Here is a 19,449-nt window from a genome sequence, read left to right as displayed (position 1 = left end):
TCGAGGTCATCACCCGGGATCACTGTCCCGCAGGATCACGACTCGCGTCGATTCCGACCTATGCGGACGATTCGCCGCGCGCGTGCCCGCCGGATCGCCCGGCGCGCCGCCCGGGTGCACTCGCGGCGCGCGCGAGAAGATCGCGCACGGCCGCGTTGACCACCTCCGGATGCTCCAGCGGGGTCAGGTGCCCCGACTGCGGCACGATCAGCAACTCGGCGCCGGGCAGCGCCTCCTTGATCGCCTCGCTGTGCGTGGCCGGCGCGATCAGGTCGCCCTCGCCGCCCACCACGAGCGTCTCCACCCCCGCCAGCGCCGGCAGCGCGGCCATCTTGTCGTGTGCCTCGAAGGCCGGGAAGAACTCGGCGATCACGTCGATCGGCGTACCGGAGATCATCCGGTCGGTGAACCGCACCAGGGTCGGATCCACCTCGGAGTCGAACGCGTACCGCTCGGTGAACAGGTACACCAGGTCGCGGGCCGCCCGCCGACCCGCCTCCACCAGCGCGGCCCGCCGGCCGAGCGTACGCAGCAACCCGGGCGCGATCCGGTGCACCAGCCGGGCGCCGGCCGCGGGAATGCCCAGCGTCACCGTCGCCCAGCGGCCCGCCGAGGTGTTCATCAGCGCGACGCCGATCACCCGGTCCCCGAACAACTCGGGGTGCTGATCGGCCAGCGCCATGATGGTCATCCCGCCCATCGAGTGGCCCAGCAGCACGAGCGGTCCCTCGGGCGCCAGTTCCGTCAGCACCGTGTACAGGTCGGCGCCGAGGTGGTCGATCGTCGAGGTCTCCGGCGCGCCCCGGCCGGATCGGCCGTGGCTGCGCTGGTCGTAGAACACCAGGCGGTACTCGTCGCGCAGTTCGGCCCGCTGGTAGTGCCAGCAGTCCATGTCGAGGCAGTAGCCGTGACACAGCACCACGGTCACCGCCGCGTCGCGCCTGCCGTCCACCTCGGCGTACAGCTCGATGCCGTCGCCGGTGGTGACGATGTGCGGTTCGCCGCGCAACGTGCCGAACTCGGCCAGCGCGTCCATCTGCGCCTCGGTCCGGCGGCGGAACGCGCGGCCGACGGTCATTCGCTCGATCGCCACGCCCGCGGCGGCGCCGGCCGCGAGCACACCGACCGCGGCGCCCACGATGCCGGCCCGGCGGCCGAGCGCACGACCGCCGCCGGAGGGGCCCGGCACGGGGGTGCTCACGGCGCGGCCGTCCCGGTGGCGGTCGTCCCGGCGGTCGTCCCGGTGTACACGCGAGGCACCCGCGCGCCGATCCGGGTGACGATCTCGTAGCTGATCGTGCCGGTCGCCACCGCCCAGTCCTCCGCGGTGGGCTCGCCCCGATCGCCCGGCCCGAACAGGATCGCCTCGTCGCCCGCGGCGGCCGGGTCGTCGCCGAGGTCGACCACGAACTGGTCCATCGCCACCCGGCCCGCGATCGTGCGCCGGCGGCCGGCCACCAGGACCGGACCGGCGTTGCTCGCGTTCCTGGGGATGCCGTCCGCGTAGCCGGTGGGCACCAGCGCGAGCGTGGTCTCGCGCGGCGCGATCCACGAGTGCCCGTAGGACACGCCGTGCCCGGCCGGGACCCGCTTGACCCCGGCCAGGCTCGCCGCCAGCGTCATCGCCGGGCGCAGCCCGAAGTCGGCGGGGCCGCCGACCTCCGGCACGGGCGACAGGCCATAGCTGACCAGGCCCACCCGGACCAGGTCGAAGTACGACTCGGGCAGCAGCAGCGTCGCGGGCGAGTTGGCCATGTGCCGCACCTCGGGGGTGACCCCGCGGCCCTCGGCGTGCGCCAGCATCTCGGTGAACTCGACCAGTTGCACCGGGATCGAGGGGTGTCCGGGCTCGTCCGCGCAGGCGAAGTGCGACCACAGGCCGACCACCTCCACGGCGCCGTCGGCCTGGGCCTTGAGCCCGGCCTCGACCAGGGCCGGCCAGTCGGCGGGCTGGCAACCGTTGCGGCCCAGGCCGGTGTCCGCCTTGAGGTGCACGCGTGCGGTCCGGCCGCTCGCCCGTGCGGCGTCCACCACCTCGCGCATCGCCCAGAGCCCGCTCACCGAGATGTCCACGTCGGCGCGCACCGCGTCCTCGAAGCGGTCGCCCGGGGCCCACAACCAGGTGAGCACGCGCCCGGTGTCGCCGGCCGCGCGCAACGCGAGCGCCTCCTCGACCACCGCGGTGCCCAGCCACGCGGCGCCGCCCGCACGGGCCGCCCGCGCGCACGGGAGCAGGCCGTGTCCGTAGGCGTCCGCCTTGACCACGCTCATCACCGCCGCCGAGCCCACCCGAGCCCGGACGGCCGCGATGTTGTCCCGAATGGCATCGAGATCGATCCGCGCCTCGGCACGCATGTGGCTGGTGGTCCTTCCGACGACGGTCATCGACGAGAGCCCGCGTCCCGGCTCCGGACGGGATCCGGGGCCGGGCATCCCGGAGCTCAAGACTCCCAGTGTGGCAGGCCCGTGCCGGGGCGGTCTCCCTGTCACGTGCCTGTGACGTCCGCCCACACCGCGGGCAGCGCCCGGATCAGGTCCGGCGCGGTCACCGGGCCGGGCAGCGCGCGGGCGGCCAGGCCGTGCAGGTAGGCGGCCACCGAACCGGCGTCCAGCGGGTCCAGGCCCGCCGCGAGCAGCGCGCCGGCCAGGCCGGAGAGCACGTCGCCGCTGCCCGCGGTGGCCAGCCACGGGGTGCCGGTGGGATTGATCCTGGCCCGGCCGTCGGGCGCGGCGATCACCGTGGTGGAGCCCTTGAGCAGCACCACGCAGGCGTAGAGCGCGGCGAGCCGGCGCGTATGCTCCAGCCGCTCCGCCTCGACGCGTTCGCGGGTCGTGACGACCCCGGCGGCGGCGAACAGGCGCACCGCCTCTCCCGCGTGCGGGGTGAGCAGCGCGGGGGTCGGCCAGGTGCCGGGTCTCGCCCGGGCGAGCAGGGTCAGTCCGTCCGCGTCCACCAGCACCGGCACCGAGCCGTGCAGTACGCCCGCCCAGCGCGCCTGGGCGTCCTGGTCGGTGTCCAGGCCCGGTCCCACCACCCAGGCCTGCACCCGACCGGCGTCGACCGGGGCCGCCTCGGTCGCCAGCGTCTCCGGCCAGGCCGCCAGCACCGGGCGCAACACCTGGTCCGGACCGGCGCAGCGGACCGCGCCCACGCCGCCGCGCACGGCCGCGCCGACCACGAGCACCGCCGCGCCGGGGTATCGGGGCGAGCCGGCGACCACGCCGAGCACCCCGCGCGAGTACTTGTCGCTCTCCCCCGTGGGCGCGGGCAACAGCCGGGCCACGTCCGCGTGTTGCAGGACCTCCACCCGCGACGTCGGCAGGTGCGGGTCGAGCCCGATGTCCACCAGGTGCCGCACGCCGGCGTACTGCGCTCCGGGGTCGACCAGCAGGCCGGGCTTGTAGGTGCCGAAGGTGACCGTGACATCGGCCCGCACCGCCGCGCCCTCGACCCGCCCGGTGTCCGCGTCCACCCCGCTGGGCACGTCGACCGCGACCACGATCGAATCCCGCACGTGCGCGAGCAGTTCCGCGGCGGGCGGGCGCAGCGCGCCCTTGCCGCCGATCCCGACGATGCCGTCGAGCACCAGGTCGGCCCGCCCGAGCAGGTCGATCGTGGTGGCCCGGTCCGGCGCCCCGGCGTCCCACACCCGTACGCCGGCCCGCCGCGCCCACGCCAGGCCCGCCGGGTGGGCCCGCTCCGGCGCGAGCAGCAACGCGTCCACCCGCGCGCCGCGTCGGGCCAGCATGCCGCCCGCGTACAGCGCGTCCCCGCCGTTGTCGCCGCTGCCCACCAGCAGCGCGACCCGGGTGCCGTAGACCCGGCCGAGGAGTCGGGCGCACGTATGCGCCAGGCCGGTCGCGGCGCGCCGCATCAGCGTGCCCTCGGGCAACGCGGCCAACAGCGCGGCCTCCGCGCCGCGCACCTGCTCGACGTCGTGCGCTGCGCGCATGCGCGACCCCCTCAGCCCTCGGCGATGACGACAGCGGAAGCAATGCCCGCGTCGTGGCTGAGCGACACATGCCAGTGCCGCACGCCCAGTTCGAAGGCCCGCGCGGCGACCGTGCCCGTCACCGCGAGCAGCGGCCGGCCGGAGTCCTCGGTGGTCACCTCGGCGTCCAGCCAGTGCAGGCCGCCGGGCGCGCCGAGCGCCTTGGCCAGGGCCTCCTTGGCGGCGAACCGGGCGGCCAGCGAGGCGACGCCGCGTTCCTGCCCGGACCGCACCCAGCGCTCCCCCTCGGTGAAGAGCCGATCGGCCAAACCGGGGGTCCGCTCCAACGACTGCCCGAACCGCGCGATGTCCGCGACGTCGATACCCACACCGATGATCACGGCCCGAGCCTACAAACACCGGGGCCGCCGGCGTCCCGGCCCACGGGGGTGCGGCCCACGACGAGCCCGGGCCGCACCCCCGGCGGGGATGCGGCCCGGTGGGCTCGTGGGGCGCTCTCGGGTCACGACGCCTCGACGACGTCGGCCCGGTTGCGCTCGTTGACCAAAGTCACCGGCGGCTCGACGCGCACCTCGGTGCGCCGCCGCGACTGCCGCTGGCCGAGCAACATCGCGCCGAGGGCGATCAGCAGCCCGAGCACCTGGAGCGCGGTCAGCGTCTGGCTCAGCACGAGCAGGCCGGCGAGGGTTGCGACCACCGGGTTGACCAGGCCGAGGAAGGACGCCACGCCGGCGCCGAGGCGCTCGATGCCGCGGAACCACAGCACGTAGGCGAGCGCGGTGCCGATCAGCACCAGGTAGCCGAAGCCGAGCAGGTTGCGGCCGGTGGGCACCGGCGGCATGCCCTCGATCGCGAACATCATCGGGACGATCACCATGCCGCCGACGGTGAGTTGCCAACCGGTGGTGGCCAACAGCGAGACCCCCTCGGGTCGACCCCAGCGCGCCGACATCACCACGCCCATCGCCATCAGGGTGGTGGCCAGCAGCATCAGGCCGACACCGATCGGGTCGAGTTCGGCCTCCGAGCCGAGCACGAGCAGGGCGACCCCGACCACGCCGCCCACGCCGGCGAGCAGCACCCGCGGTTGTGCCCGCACCTTCAGGATCAGGAACGACAGGCCCGCGACGATCAGCGGCGACACCGAGCCGATGGTGGCCGCGACACCACCGGGCAGGCGGTACGCGCCGGCGAAGATCAGCGGGAAGAACAACCCGACGTTGAGCATCCCCAGGACGAACGAGCGCCACCACCACACCCCGGTCGGCAGCCGTCTGGACATGGCGACCAGGAGCAGACCCGCGGGCAACGCCCGCACGCCGGCCGCGAGCAGCGGCCGGTCGGCCGGGAGCATCTCCGTGGTCACGAGGTAGGTGGTCCCCCACGTGGCCGGGGCCACGGCCGTCGCCAGGAGCATCCCCACACGACCGAGTCCCTTGCTGCCACCCTGAACCGCCATGCCATTCACCTCAACGCTAGTTTTGCGAGCAGTAACTATCTGAGCGTTGAGATAAGTAAATACCTTCCTTCTGTGAGCGTCAAGTAGATGAGCGTTGAGATAAATTGGCGGCATGACCGAACGCGGCACATCCGAGACAGACATCCGCGACGCAGACAGCCGCGACGCGATCGACGACGTCTGGGACCAATGGCACCGGGAGCGGCCCGACATCGCTCCCGAGAGCCTCGACGTCATGGCGGCCGTCGGGCGGATGAACCGGCTGCGCCGGTTCATCGACCAGACGTTGCGCACCTACTTCGCCCGCTACGGGCTCGACTTCTCCGAGTTCGACGTGCTGGCCACGCTGCGCCGCTCCGGCGGCGTCGAGGGGGTCAGCGCGGGCACGCTGCTGCGCTCGGCGATGGTCACGTCGGGCGCGATCACCAACCGGGTGGACAAGCTCACCGCGAAGGGCCTGGTCGAGCGCTCGGTCAGCGCCGAGGACCGCCGCTCGGTCCTGGTCAAGCTGACCCCCGAGGGCGTCAAGCTCGTGGACGACATCCTGGTCGGCCACCTGGAGAACGAGGGCCGCTTCCTCGCCGTCCTCGACGAAAGCGAGCGCGACCAGCTCAACGCCCTGCTGCGCAAGCTCCTGATCGCCCAGGGCGACACCCACCTGGGCTGACCCGAACCGATCCGCCCGAGCGCCCCGCCCGAAACGCGAAACCGCCCCGCGCCCCTTCGACGAAGGGGGCGCGGGGCGGTCGAGGATCGGGTCGGACTACTCGACCGTGACCGACTTCGCCAGGTTGCGCGGCTGGTCCACCTCGTGGCCCTTGGCCGTGGCCAGCTCGCACGCGAACACCTGCAACGGCACGGTGGACACCAGCGGCTGCAGCAGCACCGGCGTGACCGGGATGCGCACCAGGTGGTCGGCGTACGGCACGACCGCCTCGTCGCCCTCCTCGGCGATCACGATGGTGCGTGCGCCGCGGGCCCGGATCTCCTGGATGTTGGACACGATCTTGTCGTGCAGCACCGAGCGCCCACGCGGCGACGGGACCACCACCACGACCGGCAGGCCCTCCTCGATCAGCGCGATCGGACCGTGCTTGAGCTCGCCCGCCGCGAAGCCCTCGGCGTGCATGTACGCCAGCTCCTTGAGCTTGAGCGCACCCTCCAGGGCCACCGGGTAACCCACGTGCCGGCCCAGGAACAACACCGAACCGGCGTCCTTGAGCGAACGGGCCAGCTCGCGCACCGGCTCCATCGTGTCCAGGACCTTGTCCACCATCTCCGGCATCGCCGCGAGCTGCTCGATCACCTCGGTGATCTCGTCGCCCCACTTGGTGCCGCGCACCTGGCCCAGGTACAGCGCGACCAGGTAGCAGGCGACCAACTGGGTCAGGAACGCCTTGGTCGAGGCGACCGCGACCTCGGGGCCCGCGTGCGTGTACAACACCGCGTCCGCCTCGCGCGGCATCGTCGAGCCGTTGGTGTTGCAGATGACCAGCACCTTGGCGCCCTGCTCGCGGGCGTGCCGCTGGGCCATCAGCGTGTCCATCGTCTCGCCGGACTGCGAGATGGTCACCACCAGCGTCTGCCGGTCCAGGATCGGGTCGCGGTAGCGGAACTCGCTGGCCAGTTCGACCTCGCAGGGCACGCGGGTCCAGTGCTCGATCGCGTACTTGGCGATCAGTCCCGCGTGGAAGGACGTGCCGCAGGCGATGATCACGACCTTGTCGATCTCGCGCAGCACCTCGTCCGCGATCCGCACCTCGTCGAGCACCAGGCGCCCGTCGGTGCCGATCCGGCCCAACAGCGTGTCGGCGACCGCCTTGGGCTGCTCGGCGATCTCCTTGAGCATGAAGTAGTCGTAGCCGTCCTTCTCGGCGGCCGACACGTCCCAGTCCACGTGGTACTCGCGAATGGCCGCGGGCGCGCCGTCGAAGTCGGTCACCGTGATCGCGTCCCGGCGCAGCTCGACCACCTGGTCCTGGCCCAGTTCGATCGCCTCGCGCGTGTGCTCGATGAACGCGGCCACATCCGAGGCGAGGAAGTTCTCGCCGACACCGCGACCGACCACCAGCGGCGAGTTGCGGCGCGCGCCGACCACCACGTCGGGGGCGTCCGCGTGCACCGCGACCAGGGTGAACGCGCCCTCCAGCCGACGGCAGACCCGGCGCATCGCCTCGGCCAGGTCCTCGCCCGCGCCCGCGAACTCCTCGGCCAGCAGGTGCGCGACCACCTCGGTGTCGGTCTCCGAGGCGAGCTTGTGCCCGCGCTCGGCCAGCTCGGCGCGCAGCGCGGCGAAGTTCTCGATGATCCCGTTGTGTACGACGCCGACCCGACCCGCGTTGTCCAGATGCGGATGCGCGTTCGCGTCGTTGGGCGCACCGTGGGTGGCCCACCGCGTGTGCCCGATGCCACACGTCCCCACCGGAAGCGGCGATTCCGCCAGCGCGCCCACCAGGTTGGCCAGCTTCCCGGCGCGCTTCTCGCTCACCAGGGCACCGGCGGAGAGCACGGCCACCCCGGCCGAGTCGTAACCGCGGTATTCCAGCCGCTTGAGCCCGCCGATGACCACGTCCAGCGCCGATTGAGCGCCCACATATCCCACAATCCCGCACATGGGGGCCAGCCTACGGGGTCCACATCGGGCCGGCGGAAACACGTTCGACGGCCCGGCGACGGCGCGCGGGCACACACTCGGGACAATAGGCACGTGCACTCCTTCGCGGCTCAGGGGCCGGCTCGCGACCTGTCCCCCTTCGTCGAACTCGACCGCGCCGCCTGGACCCGGCTTCGGGCCGGGACGCCGCTGCCACTGACCGCCGACGAACTCGAACGCCTGCGCGGCCTGGGCGACGTGGTCGACCTCGACGAGGTCTCCGACGTCTACCTGCCGCTGTCCCGGCTGCTGAACCTCTACGTGGGCGCCACCCGGGGCCTGGGCCGCGCGCTCACCACGTTCCTGGGCAACGGCGAGAACCCGGGCATACCGTTCGTGATCGGCGTAGCGGGCAGCGTCGCGGTGGGCAAGAGCACCACCGCCCGCATCCTGCGCGAACTGCTCGCCCGCTGGCCCGACCACCCGCACGTCGAACTGCTGACCACCGACGGCTTCCTCTACCCCAACGAGGAGCTGGAGCGCCGCGGGATCATGCACCGCAAGGGCTTCCCCGAGTCCTACGACCGACGCGCCCTGGTGCGCTTCGTCGCCGACGTCAAGGCGGGCAAGCCCGAGGTCACCGCGCCGGTGTACTCGCACCTGACCTACAACATCGTGCCGAACGAGCGGCTGACCATCCACCGGCCCGACATCCTGATCGTCGAGGGCCTGAACGTGCTGCAACCCGCCTCGCCGACCGCCGACGGCCGACCCCGACTCGCGCTGTCCGACTTCTTCGACTTCAGCCTGTACGTGGACGCCCGCACCCAGGACATCCGCCGCTGGTACCTGGAACGCTTCGTCAAGCTGCGCCAGACCGCGTTCCGCGACCCGGCCTCGTACTTCCGCAAGTACGCGGTGATGACCCCCGAGGACGCGCTGCGCTACGCGGAGAACACCTGGGCCACCATCAACGAGACCAACCTGGTGCAGAACATCCGACCCACCCGCGCCCGCGCCACGCTGGTCCTGCAAAAGGATGCGGAGCACGCGGTGAGCAGATTGCGACTGCGCAAGCTGTGAAGGCGGGTACCGTCACGGGATGTTCCATCTGCGCCTGATCGTCCCGGCCGACCGCAGCGCCGCCGTGCGCGACCTGCTGCTCGTCGAGCCGGGAGCGACCCATCTGGTGGTGTGGCCGGGCGCGGCGGTGCAGCCCACCGGTGACGTGATCGCCTGCGATCTCGCGCGCGAGGCCACCAGTGCGGTGCTCGCCGACCTGCGCGCGCTGGGCCTGGAGGACGACGGCGCGATCGCGCTCGAGGACCTGGACGTGATGTTGTCCCGGTCCGCGGACGAGGCGGAGCGCAAGGCGCCGGGCGACAGCGCCGATTCCGTGGTCTGGGAGGAGATCGAGGAGGCCACTTCCGAGGAGTCCACCCTCTCGGTGACCTTCCTGGCCTTCCTGACGGTGGCCACCATGATCGCGGCGTGCGGTGTACTGCTGGACAACCCGATCCTGATCGTCGGCGCGATGGTGGTGGGACCCGAGTTCGGCCCGCTCGCCGGACTGTGCGTGGCCGCCGTGCAGCGCAAGCCCCGACTCGCCGGCCGCTCCGCGCTCGCGCTGCTGATCGGCTTCCCGGTGGCGATGGCGATCACCATGGCGTTCACCGCACTCCTGGGCGCGTTCGGCCTGTTCGACCGCGAAATGCTCGAACGCTCGCGCCCACTCACCGAGTTCATCTTCCAACCGGACTGGTTGTCGTTCTGGGTCGCGCTGCTCGCCGGCGTCGCGGGCATGCTCTCGCTGACCAGCGCCAAGTCCGGCGCGCTGATCGGCGTACTGATCTCGGTCACCACCGTGCCCGCGGCCGCGAACGCGTCGGTGGCCATCCGGTACGCCGACTACCGGCAGGCGGCCGGCTCGCTGGGCCAACTCGGCCTGAACCTGGTCGGCATCGTGCTCGCGGGCACCCTCACCCTGCTCCTCCAGCGCGGCCTGTGGAGCCTGCAGGCCGCCCGGGCGAAACGACGGCCCCCGTCGCCTACGACGGGGGCCGGCAAGTCGTCGTGAACCCGCGGGGGTTCGACCGTGCTACTCCAGCGCGAGCAGGGTCCGCACGACCTCGGCCAGACCCGCGGCCTCGTCGTGCGCCTGGTCGTGCGTCTGCGCCTCGACCATCACCCGCACCAACGGCTCGGTGCCCGAGGGACGCAGCAACACCCGGCCGGTGTCGCCCAATCGCTTCTCCGCCAGCGCGACGGCCTGGGCCAGTTCGGGCGTGGTGTGCACCCGGGTGCGGTCCACGCCGGCGACGTTGACCAACATCTGCGGCAGGCGCGTCATCACCGAGGCCAACTCGTGCAGCGGCGTGCCGGTCTCGGCGACGCGCGCGAGCAGGCGCAGCGCGGTCAGCGTGCCGTCGCCCGTGGTCGCGTGGTCCAACAACACCACGTGGCCGGACTGTTCGCCGCCCAGCGACAGGCCCGAGGCCTGCATCGCCTCCAGCACGTAGCGGTCGCCGACCGCGGTCTCCACCATCTTGATGCCCGCGGCCTGCATGGCCAGCTTGAGTCCCAGGTTGGACATCACGGTGGCCACCAGCGTGTTCTCCACGAGCTGTCCGCCGTCGCGCATCGCCAGCGCGAGCACCGCCAGGATCGCGTCGCCGTCGACCAACTCGCCGCGCGCGTCCACCGCCAGGCACCGGTCCGCGTCGCCGTCGTGCGCGATGCCCGCGTCCGCGCCGTGCTCGACCACGGCCGCCCGCAGCGCGTCCATGTGCGTGGAACCGCAGTCGTCGTTGATGTTCAGCCCGTCGGGCTCCGCGTGGATCGCGATCACCTCGGCCCCGGCCCGACGCAACGCGTCCGGCGCCACCGCCGAGGAGGCGCCGTTCGCGCAGTCCACCACGACCTTGAGCCCGTCCAGGCGATGCGGCAGCGAGGACAGCAGGTGCTCGACGTAGCGCTCGTGGCCCTCGGGATGGTCCTGCACCCGACCCACCCCGGAGCCGGTCGGCCGCTCCCACGCGGTGCCCAGCAGCGCCTCGATCTCGTTCTCCACGTCGTCGGGCAGCTTGTGCCCGCCCCGCGCGAAGAACTTGATCCCGTTGTCCGGCATCGCGTTGTGGCTCGCCGACAGCATCACGCCCATGTCCGCGCCGAGCAGCCCGGTCAGGTAGGCGATCGCCGGCGTCGGCAACACGCCGGCGCGGTACACGTCCACACCCGCGCCCGCCAGACCCGCGACCACGGCCGCCTCGAGGAACTCTCCGGAGGCCCGGGGGTCACGACCCACCACGGCGAACGGCCTGCGGCCGTGCCCTGATTGCGGAATCCCGTCCCGGCCGCGTGATCCGAGCACCCGCGCGGCGGCGACCGCCAGATCGAGCGCCAGTTCCGCGGTCAGCCGGCCATTCGCCAGGCCACGCACGCCGTCCGTACCGAAGAGTCGTCCCACAGTTGGATCTCCCGCATACATTCCGGATGTCTCGGACACTACCTCGCGACGCCACTCCCCCAGGAGTACCGCCGGAAAATGCATCAGGCCCCGGGGGCACGAACCGTGCCCCCGGGGCCTGATGACGCTGCGTACAGCCGCAGAGGGTGCTGCGGGCTGTTTAGCGCTTGCTGTACTGAGGCGCCTTGCGCGCCTTCTTCAGACCGTACTTCTTGCGCTCCGTGGCACGCGGGTCACGGGTCAGGAAGCCGGCCTTCTTGAGCGCCGGGCGGTTCGCCTCGACGTCGGCCTCGTTCAACGAACGGGCCACACCCAGACGCAGCGCGCCGGCCTGGCCGGAGACGCCGCCACCGTGGATGCGGGCGTGCACGTCGTAGCGGTCGTCCAGCTCGAGCACCTTGAAGGGCTCGTTGACGAGCTGCTGGTGCACCTTGTTCGGGAAGTACTCCTCGAGCGTGCGCCCGTTGATCTTCCACTTGCCCGTGCCCGGAACGATCCGGACGCGCGCGACGGCTTCCTTGCGGCGGCCGGTGGCCGAACCCGCCTGCGGCTCGCTGAAGCGCGAGGCGAGCGACTCGGACGTGTAGCTCTCGAGCGGAAGACCCTCGGTCTCCTCGATCGGGGTTTCTGCAATGGTCTCGGCCACTGTTCTCCTCAAACTATTCGTTCGTCAGGCGGTGGCCGTGACTACTGCGCGACCTGGGTGATCTCGAACGGAACCGGCTGCTGCGCCGAGTGCGGGTGCTCGGAACCGCGGTACACCTTGAGCTTCGACAACATCTGCCGACCCAGGGTGTTCTTCGGGAGCATGCCCTTGATGGCCTTCTCCACGGCCTTCTCGGGGTTCTTCTCCAGCAACTCGTCGTAGCGGACGGCGCGGAGGCCACCCGGGTAGCCGGAGTGGCGGTACGCCATCTTCTGGCTGCGCTTGTTGCCCGACAGGTGAACCTTGTCGGCGTTCACAATGATGACGAAATCGCCGGTGTCGACGTGCGGCGCGTACACCGGCTTGTGCTTACCCCGGAGCAGGGCAGCAGCCTGGGTGGACAGACGGCCGAGCACGACATCGGTCGCGTCGATGACGTGCCACTGACGCTGGACGTCGCCGGGCTTGGGGCTGTACGTGCGCACGGTCGATAGCCTTCGCTTCTTCGTGAGTGTGTGCTTACGGATGCCGACTGGCTGTCCGGGAGATGATTCCGAACCGAATGCGGACTCCGGTGGCCGGCGGCCCGGCGTACCGACTCCACTCAAGCAAGCCAATACGCACAACGAACCGGCACAATACCGGGTCAAGGGGGTGCCGGTCAAAACGAGCAATGGGGCGATGATCTGCTCACGCCCCTCCCCAGCGTAAGCCATCCGCGCGGGTGCTCCTACCGTGCCACGCCGGTCCTCACCGGATCGGCGGATAGGTACGATGCGCCGAACGATCGGGTCGTCGGCGCATGGGGAGCCGAGGCGGATCACTCCTTGCAGGGGGCGGGTATGTCGGGGGTCGGTACACCGGGAGACGACGGGCAGCAGCCCTGGAGCGTACGCCCGGGCGGGCCCGGGTCACCGGGGCAGCCGGCCCACGCGTGGGAACCGTTCCCCACCCAGGAGCACGGCCCCCAGGGGCCACAGCCGCATCCCCAGCCACAGCAGCCCTTCGCCCGACCGGCGCACGAACAGCCAACGGGGCAACAACAGTTCGGCTCCTCCGCCGGTCCCGACTGGGACGCGCTGGCGGAGCGACGCGACGCGGCGGCCCGCCGCCGCAGGCTGCTGTTCACCGTGGGCGGCTCCGTGCTCGGCCTCGCCCTGATCGGCGGCGTGGTCGCGGCGGTCATGGCCACCTCCGGCGGCGACGACGAGAAGAGCGCGGGACCGGGCGCCTCGGGCGGCCCGTCCGCCTCGACCTTCGCCCCTGCCAAGCCCACCTTCCGCCCCGCGCCCACCGTCCCGCCGCCGCCCCCGGCCCAGGCCGTGCTCGCCGACCCGGCCCTGGACAACGCGCCGTTCACGGTCGAATCGCTGTTCCCCGGCGCGAAGTTCACCGTCAACGGGCGGCAGTACTCGGTGGTCGCGAGCAAGCTGGACAACACCTGTTCGGACGGCACCGACGGCAAGCTCGGCCCGGCCGCGCGCAACCAGCAGTGCACCCAGCTCATCCGGCTCGCGGTGGTCGGCCCGAACGGCGTCGTCTCCACCGCCGCGGTCGCCTCGTTCCCCTCGGCCGACAAGGCCGCGGCGATCAAGAACGGCAAGGACGGCGGCGAACTGCTGCCGCTGGCCGGCCCCGGCGTCAAGGTCCTCGACGCGCAGAAGCAAAAACACGGCAAGCTGCGCAACTCCGTCGGCCGCTACGCGCTGTTCACCCTGGACTGGTACGCCGACGGCAAGGACCCGGTGGGCGACGACAAGACCATGGCGCAGGCCCAGGACGACGTGGACAAGTTCCTGTGGAACTCGCTGACCGCACGCGGCGAGGCGCGGTCCAAGCAGATCGACGACGAGAACCGGCGCAAGGCCTTGGAACAGATCCAGGGCTGACCCGGACGGGCCGGGGCCGCCTCCCGGCCCCGCCCGTCCCGAACTCAGCCGCCGTCCCGGCGCCGACGGGTGGCCGTCACCCGGTCCGCGAGCAACGCGTCCGCCGGGTAGGCCACCTCCTCCAGGGTCAACCCGTGCGCGGGCGCGACGTGCACGCCCGAGTCGCGCACCGCGCGCCCGAGCACCTCCAGCGGCCACTCCACCGGCTTGCGTCCGGTGCCCACCGCCAGCATCGCGCCCACCAGCGAGCGCACCATGTTGTGGCAGAACGCGTCGGCCCGCACGGTCGCCACGATCACCGGCCGAAACGCGGGACCCACATCGGCCCCGGTCGGCGTCTCGCGCGCCCAGGAGAAGTCCTGGAGGCAGCGCACGGTCGTGGCCCCCTCGCGCTTGCGGCAGAACGACGCGAAGTCGTGCTCGCCCAACAGCCGCTGCGCCGCCGCGTTCATCCGGGTCTCGTCCAGCGGCCGGTCGTGCCACACCACGCTGCCCCGCCGCAGCGGGTCCACCCCGCCCGGCGCGTCGCACACCCGATACGCGTAGCGCCGCCAGATCGCGCCGAACCGGGCGTCGAAGCCCTCGGGCGCCACGGTGATGTCGCGCACCCGCAGGTCCCGCGGCAGCGCCCCGGTGACCCGACGCAGCGCCACGTCGCCCAGCGCGGCCCACACCTCGTCGGGCACGTCGAGGTGGGCCACCTGGCCCCGCGCGTGCACCCCCGCGTCCGTGCGCCCGGCCACCGTCAGCTGGGCGGGCTCGGCCAGCCGCAGCACGGTGGTCAGGGCGCTCTCCAGCGTGCCCTGCACGGTGCGCAGCTCGCGCTGCCGGGCCCAGCCCGCGAACTCGGTGCCGTCGTACGACAGATCGATGCGCAAGCGCACCACCTCAACCACCTCCGGGCATGGCGCGAGCCCGCCCTCCGTACGGATACGGGGGACGGGCTCGCACTGTGATTCAGAACGCGTGGAGCATGCGACGAGACCGTCAGGCCTTGTCGGCGTCCTTGCTCTCCTCGGCCTGCTCGGCCTCGGCGGCGGGCGCCTCCTCGGTCTCGACGACCTTCGTCGTCTCGACCTTGGCGGTCTCCTGCTCCTTGACCGAGCGCTTCGTGGCGGCCTCGGCCTCGCCGACCGCGGTCTGCGCCACGGTCAGCGCCTCGACCAGCTCGATGACCGCCATGGGCGCGTTGTCGCCCTTGCGGTTGCCGATCTTGGTGATGCGCGTGTAACCGCCCGGGCGGTTCTCGTACCGAGGAGCGATCTCCTCGAAGAGCGCGTGCACGACGCTCTTGTCACGAACGATCGTGAGCACTTGGCGACGGTTGTGCAGGTCGCCCTTCTTCGCCTTGGTGATCAGTCGCTCGGCGACGGGACGCAGCCGACGCGCCTTGGCCTCGGTCGTGGTGATCCGACCGTGCTCGAACAGCGCCGTCGCGAGACCGGCCAGGATCAGCCGCTCGTGGGACGGGCCGCCGCCGAGGCGCGGACCCTTGGTGGGCCTGGGCATGTTCTCTCCTAGATATTCCTGCGCCGGCCGTATCAGGTACCGGCGTCAGTCCACCCGGGCCGGTCGGCCCGGGTGGTGGGCTACGCCTCGCGACGAAGCTCAGTACTGCTCGGTCTCGGCGAAGCCGTGGTCGTCCTCGTCGCCGAAGCTGTCCGCGGCGGCGGTCGGGTCGAACCCGGGCGGGCTGTCCTTGAGGGCCAGACCCATCCCGTTGAGCTTCGCCTTGACCTCGTCGATGGACTTCGCACCGAAGTTGCGGATGTCCAGCAGGTCGGCCTCGCTGCGCGCGACCAGTTCACCCACGGTGTGGATGCCCTCGCGCTTGAGGCAGTTGTACGAGCGGACCGTGAGCTCGAGCTCCTCGATCGGCAGCGCCAGATCGGCCGCGAGCGCGGCGTCGGTCGGCGACGGGCCCATGTCGATGCCCTCGGCGTCGATGTTCAGCTCGCGGGCGAGACCGAACAGCTCGACCAGCGTCTTGCCCGCGGAGGCCATCGCGTCGCGCGGACGCATGGACTGCTTGGTCTCGACGTCGACGATCAGCTTGTCGAAGTCCGTGCGCTGCTCGACACGGGTGGCCTCGACCTTGTACGTGACCTTGAGCACCGGCGAGTAGATCGAGTCGACCGGCACGCGGCCGATCTCCTGGCCCGCCTGCTTGTTCTGCACCGCGGAGACGTAGCCGCGACCGCGCTCGACGGTCAGCTCCATCTCCAGCTTGCCCTTGGCGTTCAGCGTCGCCAGGACCAGGTCGGGGTTGTGCACCTCGACACCGGCCGGCGGCGCGATGTCGCCGGCGGTGACCACACCCGGGCCCTGCTTGCGCAGGTACATCACGACCGGCTCGTCGTGCTCCGAGGAGACGACGAGCTGCTTGATGTTCAGGATGAGGTCGGTGACGTCCTCCTTGACACCCGGCACGGTGGTGAACTCGTGCAGGACGCCGTCGATCCGGATGCTGGTGACAGCCGCGCCCGGGATCGAGGAGAGGAGCGTACGACGGAGCGAGTTGCCGAGCGTGTAGCCGAAGCCGGGCTCGAGGGGCTCGATGACGAACCGCGAGCGGTATTCGTCGACGACGTCCTCGGTGAGGGTCGGCCGCTGGGCGATAAGCATGGGGATGCCTCCTGGTAATGACGCCCGCTATTTGACGCCAGTGGAAACAAGGATACGGGCGGACCGGCACAATCCCGGTCCGCCCGATCCCGTGGAGCTCTTACTTGGAGTAGAGCTCGACGATGAGCTGCTCCTGCACCTGCGTGTCGATGACCTGACGCGCGGGGAGGGAGTGCACGAGGATGCGCATCTTGCCCGGGATGACCTCGAGCCAGGCCGGGACGGTGCGCTCGCCGGCCTCGGCACGGGCGACCACGAACGGGGTCAGCTCGACCGAGTCCTTGCGGACCTCGATGATGTCGTTGTCGGAGACCCGGAACGACGGGATGTCCGTCTTGACGCCGTTGACCACGATGTGACCGTGGCGAACGAGCTGACGGGCGTGGTCACGCGACTTGGCGAAGCCCGCGCGGTAGACCACGTTGTCCAGGCGCGACTCGAGGATGCGAAGCAGGTTCTCGCCGGTCTTGCCCTGGCGACGGTTCGCTTCCTCGTAGTAGCCCTTGAACTGCTTCTCGAGCACACCGTAGATGCGCGCGCACTTCTGCTTCTCGCGCATCTGCAGCAGGTACTCGCTGTCCTTGGTACGGCCACGACCGTGCTCACCCGGCGGGTAGGGGCGAATCTCGATCGGGCACTTCGGGCCCTCGCACTTGCTGCCCTTGAGGAACAGCTTCATCTTCTCGCGACGGCAGCGCTTGCAGTCCGCGCCGGTGTAACGCGCCATTGTTCTTTAACTCCTAGTCAGCTGCTGGTCAGACGCGGCGGCGCTTGGGGGGGCGGCAGCCGTTGTGCGGCACGGGGGTGACGTCCTGAATGGAGCCGACCTCCAGGCCGGTGGCCTGCAGCGAACGAATGGCGGTCTCACGACCGGAACCCGGGCCCTTGACGAAAACGTCGACCTTGCGCATGCCGTGCTCCTGGGCACGACGCGCGGCGGACTCGGCGGCCATCTGCGCGGCGAAGGGGGTCGACTTGCGCGAACCCTTGAAGCCGACGTGGCCCGCGGAGGCCCACGAGATCACGTTGCCGCTGGGGTCCGTGATCGAAACGATGGTGTTGTTGAACGTGCTCTTGATGTGGGCGTGCCCGTGAGCGACGTTCTTCTTTTCCTTGCGGCGCACCTTCTTGGCGCCCGCGCGGCTCTTGGGAGGCATCTGCTGGAAACTCCTGAGGTCGTCGGTCCGCTACGAATTGAGGACCGCGTGATCCGTCGTACGCGGACTACTTCTTGCCCGGCTTCTTCTTGCCGGCGATCGCGCGGCGCGGGCCCTTGCGGGTACGCGCGTTGGTGTGGGTGCGCTGACCGCGGACGGGAAGACCGCGACGGTGACGCAGACCTTCGTAGCAACCGATCTCGACCTTGCGGCGGATGTCGGCCTGAACTTCGCGGCGGAGGTCACCCTCGACGCGGTAGTTCGACTCGATCCAGTCGCGAAGCTTGATCAGGTCGTCCTCGGCGAGATCGCGGACGCGGGTGTCGGGGTTGACACCGGTGTTCTTCAGCGTGTCCAGCGCACGAGTGCGCCCGACGCCGAAGATGTAGGTCAGAGCGACCTCGACCCGCTTCTCACGGGGGAGGTCGACGCCGACGAGGCGTGCCATATGTGTGGCTCCTGGTTTAGTCGGAGGTCTGGCCCAGCACCGGTCCGGCACACCTTCTGGAGATGTCCTCGGTCCTCGGCCTCCGGCCGAGGGTGGCGTCCCGCACGAGACGGGGGTCGGGTGCTGCGGCTCTTACGGGGTGCGTCGCGCGTCGATCGCTCGTTGTGCGAGGGGGGTGCTGCTCAGCCCTGGCGCTGCTTGTGGCGCAGGTTCTCGCAGATCACCATGACCCGGCCGTGACGGCGGATCACCTTGCACTTGTCGCAGATCTTCTTGACGCTCGGCTTGACCTTCATGATTTCTCCGGTACGTGTGACGAAGGCGTGCGGGCACGCCGCCGTCGCCGAGTCGGTTATCGGTTTGCGTCCAAGCCCCGCACACCACGCTCGGCGTGGGCAGGGCCGGGGCTCGCCTACTTGTAGCGGTAGACGATCCGGCCGCGGGTCAGGTCGTAAGGGCTCAGCTCCACGACAACCCGGTCGTCCGGAAGAATACGGATGTAGTGCATCCGCATCTTCCCACTGATGTGCGCGAGGACTTTGTGCCCGTTCTGAAGCTCCACGCGAAACATGGCGTTGGGGAGCGACTCGATGACGGTGCCCTCGATTTCGATGGCCCCTTGCTTCTTGGGCATGTCCTCCGCGCTTCGTATCTCGGGATCAGCTACCGTTACCCGGCGCACATGACGAAGCTCAAATTTTTGGCGCCCAGATGACGGGCGCGCCAAACCTGGCTACATGTGAGCCGACGAGTCAGTCTAAGGCACTCGGCCAGTGAAAGCGAAACCGGGCCCGGAACCGCAGGTTCCGTTCCCGCCGGGCCCGTCGGCCTACCTCAGGAAGTAGACCAGCGCCCACACCAGCACGCCGAGTGACATCACGACCAACCAGACCTTGTTCAACGTCGCGGTGGAAACCCGCGGACGCCGCTCCTCCGCCGGACCGTAGGCACCGGCTCGTGGAGGCGCGTCGACGATCGGTCGGTACTCCGGCGGCGGCGTCGCACCCGCCGCGTCGTCTCGATCCTCGCGACCCGGCAGATTCGCCGAGACCGCGTCGAGCTCCCCCACCGTACCGGCTCGGCGGACCGCGTCCAGGCGCGCCCGGTATTCGGACAGCGCCAGCCGACCCGACGCGAGGTGCTCACGCAGCTCGGCGGTCACGCGTTCGCGGTCCGTGGGAGTCGCGGGAGCGTTCGGATCTCGGTCCATGAG

The 19,449-nt window shown here is 71.0% G+C and carries 22 protein-coding genes; 4 read left to right on the top strand and 18 right to left on the bottom strand.

Annotated elements, in window-relative coordinates:
• Positions 1 to 58 precede the first annotated feature (58 nt).
• The 5 genes from OG948_RS22380 to OG948_RS22360 form a co-directional block, all read right to left on the bottom strand.
• A complete protein-coding gene (locus OG948_RS22380; RefSeq protein ID WP_406298202.1) occupies positions 59 to 1,201 on the bottom strand; it encodes an alpha/beta fold hydrolase in 1,143 nt (380 codons plus the stop codon).
• The gene (gene alr / locus OG948_RS22375) at positions 1,198 to 2,355 is read right to left on the bottom strand and encodes an alanine racemase (protein WP_406300316.1); all 1,158 of its coding nucleotides are present in this window, start codon (positions 2,353 to 2,355) and stop codon (positions 1,198 to 1,200) included. Before alr ends, OG948_RS22380 begins: the two co-directional genes overlap by 4 nt.
• A gap of 131 nt (positions 2,356 to 2,486) precedes the next feature.
• Positions 2,487 to 3,953 (bottom strand): NAD(P)H-hydrate dehydratase, encoded by a 1,467-nt coding sequence (locus tag OG948_RS22370; protein ID WP_406298201.1) that lies wholly within the window; start codon positions 3,951 to 3,953, stop codon positions 2,487 to 2,489.
• Positions 3,954 to 3,964: 11 nt separating this feature from the next.
• Positions 3,965 to 4,333, bottom strand: coding sequence for a holo-ACP synthase (locus tag OG948_RS22365; RefSeq protein WP_395871658.1), 369 nt, complete (start codon positions 4,331 to 4,333; stop codon positions 3,965 to 3,967).
• 122 nt (positions 4,334 to 4,455) lie between these two features.
• Entirely contained in the window at positions 4,456 to 5,412 is a 957-nt protein-coding gene (locus OG948_RS22360) for an EamA family transporter (protein WP_406298200.1), read from the bottom strand.
• A 112-nt stretch (positions 5,413 to 5,524) separates the two neighbouring features.
• On the opposite strand from OG948_RS22360, the gene OG948_RS22355 reads away from it, so the two are divergent.
• Entirely contained in the window at positions 5,525 to 6,079 is a 555-nt protein-coding gene (locus OG948_RS22355; protein WP_406298199.1) for a MarR family winged helix-turn-helix transcriptional regulator, read from the top strand.
• Positions 6,080 to 6,175: 96 nt separating this feature from the next.
• On the opposite strand, the gene glmS is transcribed toward OG948_RS22355, so the two are convergent.
• Positions 6,176 to 8,026, bottom strand: a complete 1,851-nt coding sequence (gene glmS / locus OG948_RS22350) for a glutamine--fructose-6-phosphate transaminase (isomerizing) (protein WP_395871664.1) — start codon at positions 8,024 to 8,026, stop codon at positions 6,176 to 6,178.
• A 93-nt stretch (positions 8,027 to 8,119) separates the two neighbouring features.
• On the opposite strand from glmS, the gene coaA reads away from it, so the two are divergent.
• Entirely contained in the window at positions 8,120 to 9,088 is a 969-nt protein-coding gene (gene coaA / locus OG948_RS22345; RefSeq protein WP_395871666.1) for a type I pantothenate kinase, read from the top strand.
• Positions 9,089 to 9,107: 19 nt separating this feature from the next.
• Positions 9,108 to 10,082, top strand: a complete 975-nt coding sequence (locus OG948_RS22340; protein WP_406298198.1) for a DUF389 domain-containing protein — start codon at positions 9,108 to 9,110, stop codon at positions 10,080 to 10,082.
• 21 nt (positions 10,083 to 10,103) lie between these two features.
• Here OG948_RS22340 and glmM read toward each other — a convergent pair whose 3' ends face one another.
• The 3 genes from glmM to rplM all read right to left on the bottom strand — a co-directional run bounded on the left by glmM (position 10,104) and on the right by rplM (position 12,602).
• Positions 10,104 to 11,471 carry a phosphoglucosamine mutase gene (gene glmM, locus OG948_RS22335; RefSeq protein ID WP_406298197.1) on the bottom strand — a complete coding sequence of 456 codons (1,368 nt, stop codon included), beginning with the start codon at positions 11,469 to 11,471 and terminating at the stop codon, positions 10,104 to 10,106.
• 160 nt (positions 11,472 to 11,631) lie between these two features.
• On the bottom strand, positions 11,632 to 12,117 hold the full coding sequence (gene rpsI / locus OG948_RS22330) for a 30S ribosomal protein S9 (RefSeq protein WP_020549204.1): 486 nt from the start codon (positions 12,115 to 12,117) through the stop codon (positions 11,632 to 11,634).
• 41 nt (positions 12,118 to 12,158) lie between these two features.
• Positions 12,159 to 12,602, bottom strand: a complete 444-nt coding sequence (rplM, locus tag OG948_RS22325) for a 50S ribosomal protein L13 (protein ID WP_020549205.1) — start codon at positions 12,600 to 12,602, stop codon at positions 12,159 to 12,161.
• 357 nt (positions 12,603 to 12,959) lie between these two features.
• Here rplM and OG948_RS22320 point away from each other — a divergent pair, with 357 nt between their 5' ends.
• On the top strand, positions 12,960 to 14,006 hold the full coding sequence (locus OG948_RS22320) for a hypothetical protein (protein ID WP_406298196.1): 1,047 nt from the start codon (positions 12,960 to 12,962) through the stop codon (positions 14,004 to 14,006).
• A gap of 44 nt (positions 14,007 to 14,050) precedes the next feature.
• Here the strand turns inward: OG948_RS22320 and truA are convergent, their stop codons facing one another.
• From truA to OG948_RS22275, 9 genes are all read right to left on the bottom strand, one after another.
• Positions 14,051 to 14,893, bottom strand: a complete 843-nt coding sequence (gene truA / locus OG948_RS22315; protein ID WP_406298195.1) for a tRNA pseudouridine(38-40) synthase TruA — start codon at positions 14,891 to 14,893, stop codon at positions 14,051 to 14,053.
• A 100-nt stretch (positions 14,894 to 14,993) separates the two neighbouring features.
• Positions 14,994 to 15,515, bottom strand: coding sequence for a 50S ribosomal protein L17 (gene rplQ, locus OG948_RS22310; RefSeq protein WP_406298194.1), 522 nt, complete (start codon positions 15,513 to 15,515; stop codon positions 14,994 to 14,996).
• Positions 15,516 to 15,614: 99 nt separating this feature from the next.
• Positions 15,615 to 16,631 carry a DNA-directed RNA polymerase subunit alpha gene (locus OG948_RS22305; RefSeq protein ID WP_020549209.1) on the bottom strand — a complete coding sequence of 339 codons (1,017 nt, stop codon included), beginning with the start codon at positions 16,629 to 16,631 and terminating at the stop codon, positions 15,615 to 15,617.
• Positions 16,632 to 16,731: 100 nt separating this feature from the next.
• The gene (rpsD, locus tag OG948_RS22300) at positions 16,732 to 17,358 is read right to left on the bottom strand and encodes a 30S ribosomal protein S4 (protein WP_020549210.1); all 627 of its coding nucleotides are present in this window, start codon (positions 17,356 to 17,358) and stop codon (positions 16,732 to 16,734) included.
• 28 nt (positions 17,359 to 17,386) lie between these two features.
• A complete protein-coding gene (gene rpsK, locus OG948_RS22295) occupies positions 17,387 to 17,788 on the bottom strand; it encodes a 30S ribosomal protein S11 (RefSeq protein WP_020549211.1) in 402 nt (133 codons plus the stop codon).
• Between the two features lie 67 nt (positions 17,789 to 17,855).
• The gene (gene rpsM, locus OG948_RS22290) at positions 17,856 to 18,236 is read right to left on the bottom strand and encodes a 30S ribosomal protein S13 (protein ID WP_020549212.1); all 381 of its coding nucleotides are present in this window, start codon (positions 18,234 to 18,236) and stop codon (positions 17,856 to 17,858) included.
• Between the two features lie 182 nt (positions 18,237 to 18,418).
• Positions 18,419 to 18,532, bottom strand: coding sequence for a 50S ribosomal protein L36 (gene rpmJ, locus OG948_RS22285; protein ID WP_009740505.1), 114 nt, complete (start codon positions 18,530 to 18,532; stop codon positions 18,419 to 18,421).
• Positions 18,533 to 18,648: 116 nt separating this feature from the next.
• Positions 18,649 to 18,870 (bottom strand): translation initiation factor IF-1, encoded by a 222-nt coding sequence (infA, locus tag OG948_RS22280; protein ID WP_018382544.1) that lies wholly within the window; start codon positions 18,868 to 18,870, stop codon positions 18,649 to 18,651.
• A 195-nt stretch (positions 18,871 to 19,065) separates the two neighbouring features.
• Complete coding sequence (locus tag OG948_RS22275; RefSeq protein ID WP_406298193.1) at positions 19,066 to 19,446, bottom strand: DUF1707 domain-containing protein; 381 nt, start codon at positions 19,444 to 19,446, stop codon at positions 19,066 to 19,068.
• Positions 19,447 to 19,449: the final 3 nt, after the last annotated feature.

The organism is Embleya sp. NBC_00888 (assembly GCF_045207655.1).
In the GTDB taxonomy this organism is placed as follows: domain Bacteria; phylum Actinomycetota; class Actinomycetes; order Streptomycetales; family Streptomycetaceae; genus Embleya.
The sequence above is the reverse complement of the archived record's forward strand: the minus strand, read 5'-3'. Positions and strand labels throughout refer to the sequence as shown.

Excerpts from the sequence above, each read along its gene's own strand:
- alr (WP_406300316.1), bottom strand. The coding sequence starts at position 2,355 with ATGCGTGCCGAGGCGCGGATCGATCTCGATGCCATTCGGGACAACATC.
- OG948_RS22370 (WP_406298201.1), bottom strand. The coding sequence starts at position 3,953 with ATGCGCGCAGCGCACGACGTCGAGCAGGTGCGCGGCGCGGAGGCCGCG.
- OG948_RS22360 (WP_406298200.1), bottom strand. The coding sequence starts at position 5,412 with ATGGCGGTTCAGGGTGGCAGCAAGGGACTCGGTCGTGTGGGGATGCTC.
- OG948_RS22355 (WP_406298199.1), top strand. The coding sequence starts at position 5,525 with ATGACCGAACGCGGCACATCCGAGACAGACATCCGCGACGCAGACAGC.
- glmS (WP_395871664.1), bottom strand. The coding sequence starts at position 8,026 with ATGTGCGGGATTGTGGGATATGTGGGCGCTCAATCGGCGCTGGACGTG.
- OG948_RS22340 (WP_406298198.1), top strand. The coding sequence starts at position 9,108 with ATGTTCCATCTGCGCCTGATCGTCCCGGCCGACCGCAGCGCCGCCGTG.
- OG948_RS22320 (WP_406298196.1), top strand. The coding sequence starts at position 12,960 with ATGTCGGGGGTCGGTACACCGGGAGACGACGGGCAGCAGCCCTGGAGC.
- rplQ (WP_406298194.1), bottom strand. The coding sequence starts at position 15,515 with ATGCCCAGGCCCACCAAGGGTCCGCGCCTCGGCGGCGGCCCGTCCCAC.
- OG948_RS22305 (WP_020549209.1), bottom strand. The coding sequence starts at position 16,631 with ATGCTTATCGCCCAGCGGCCGACCCTCACCGAGGACGTCGTCGACGAA.
- rpsD (WP_020549210.1), bottom strand. The coding sequence starts at position 17,358 with ATGGCGCGTTACACCGGCGCGGACTGCAAGCGCTGCCGTCGCGAGAAG.
- rpsK (WP_020549211.1), bottom strand. The coding sequence starts at position 17,788 with ATGCCTCCCAAGAGCCGCGCGGGCGCCAAGAAGGTGCGCCGCAAGGAA.
- rpsM (WP_020549212.1), bottom strand. The coding sequence starts at position 18,236 with ATGGCACGCCTCGTCGGCGTCGACCTCCCCCGTGAGAAGCGGGTCGAG.
- rpmJ (WP_009740505.1), bottom strand. The coding sequence starts at position 18,532 with ATGAAGGTCAAGCCGAGCGTCAAGAAGATCTGCGACAAGTGCAAGGTG.
- infA (WP_018382544.1), bottom strand. The coding sequence starts at position 18,870 with ATGCCCAAGAAGCAAGGGGCCATCGAAATCGAGGGCACCGTCATCGAG.
- OG948_RS22275 (WP_406298193.1), bottom strand. The coding sequence starts at position 19,446 with ATGGACCGAGATCCGAACGCTCCCGCGACTCCCACGGACCGCGAACGC.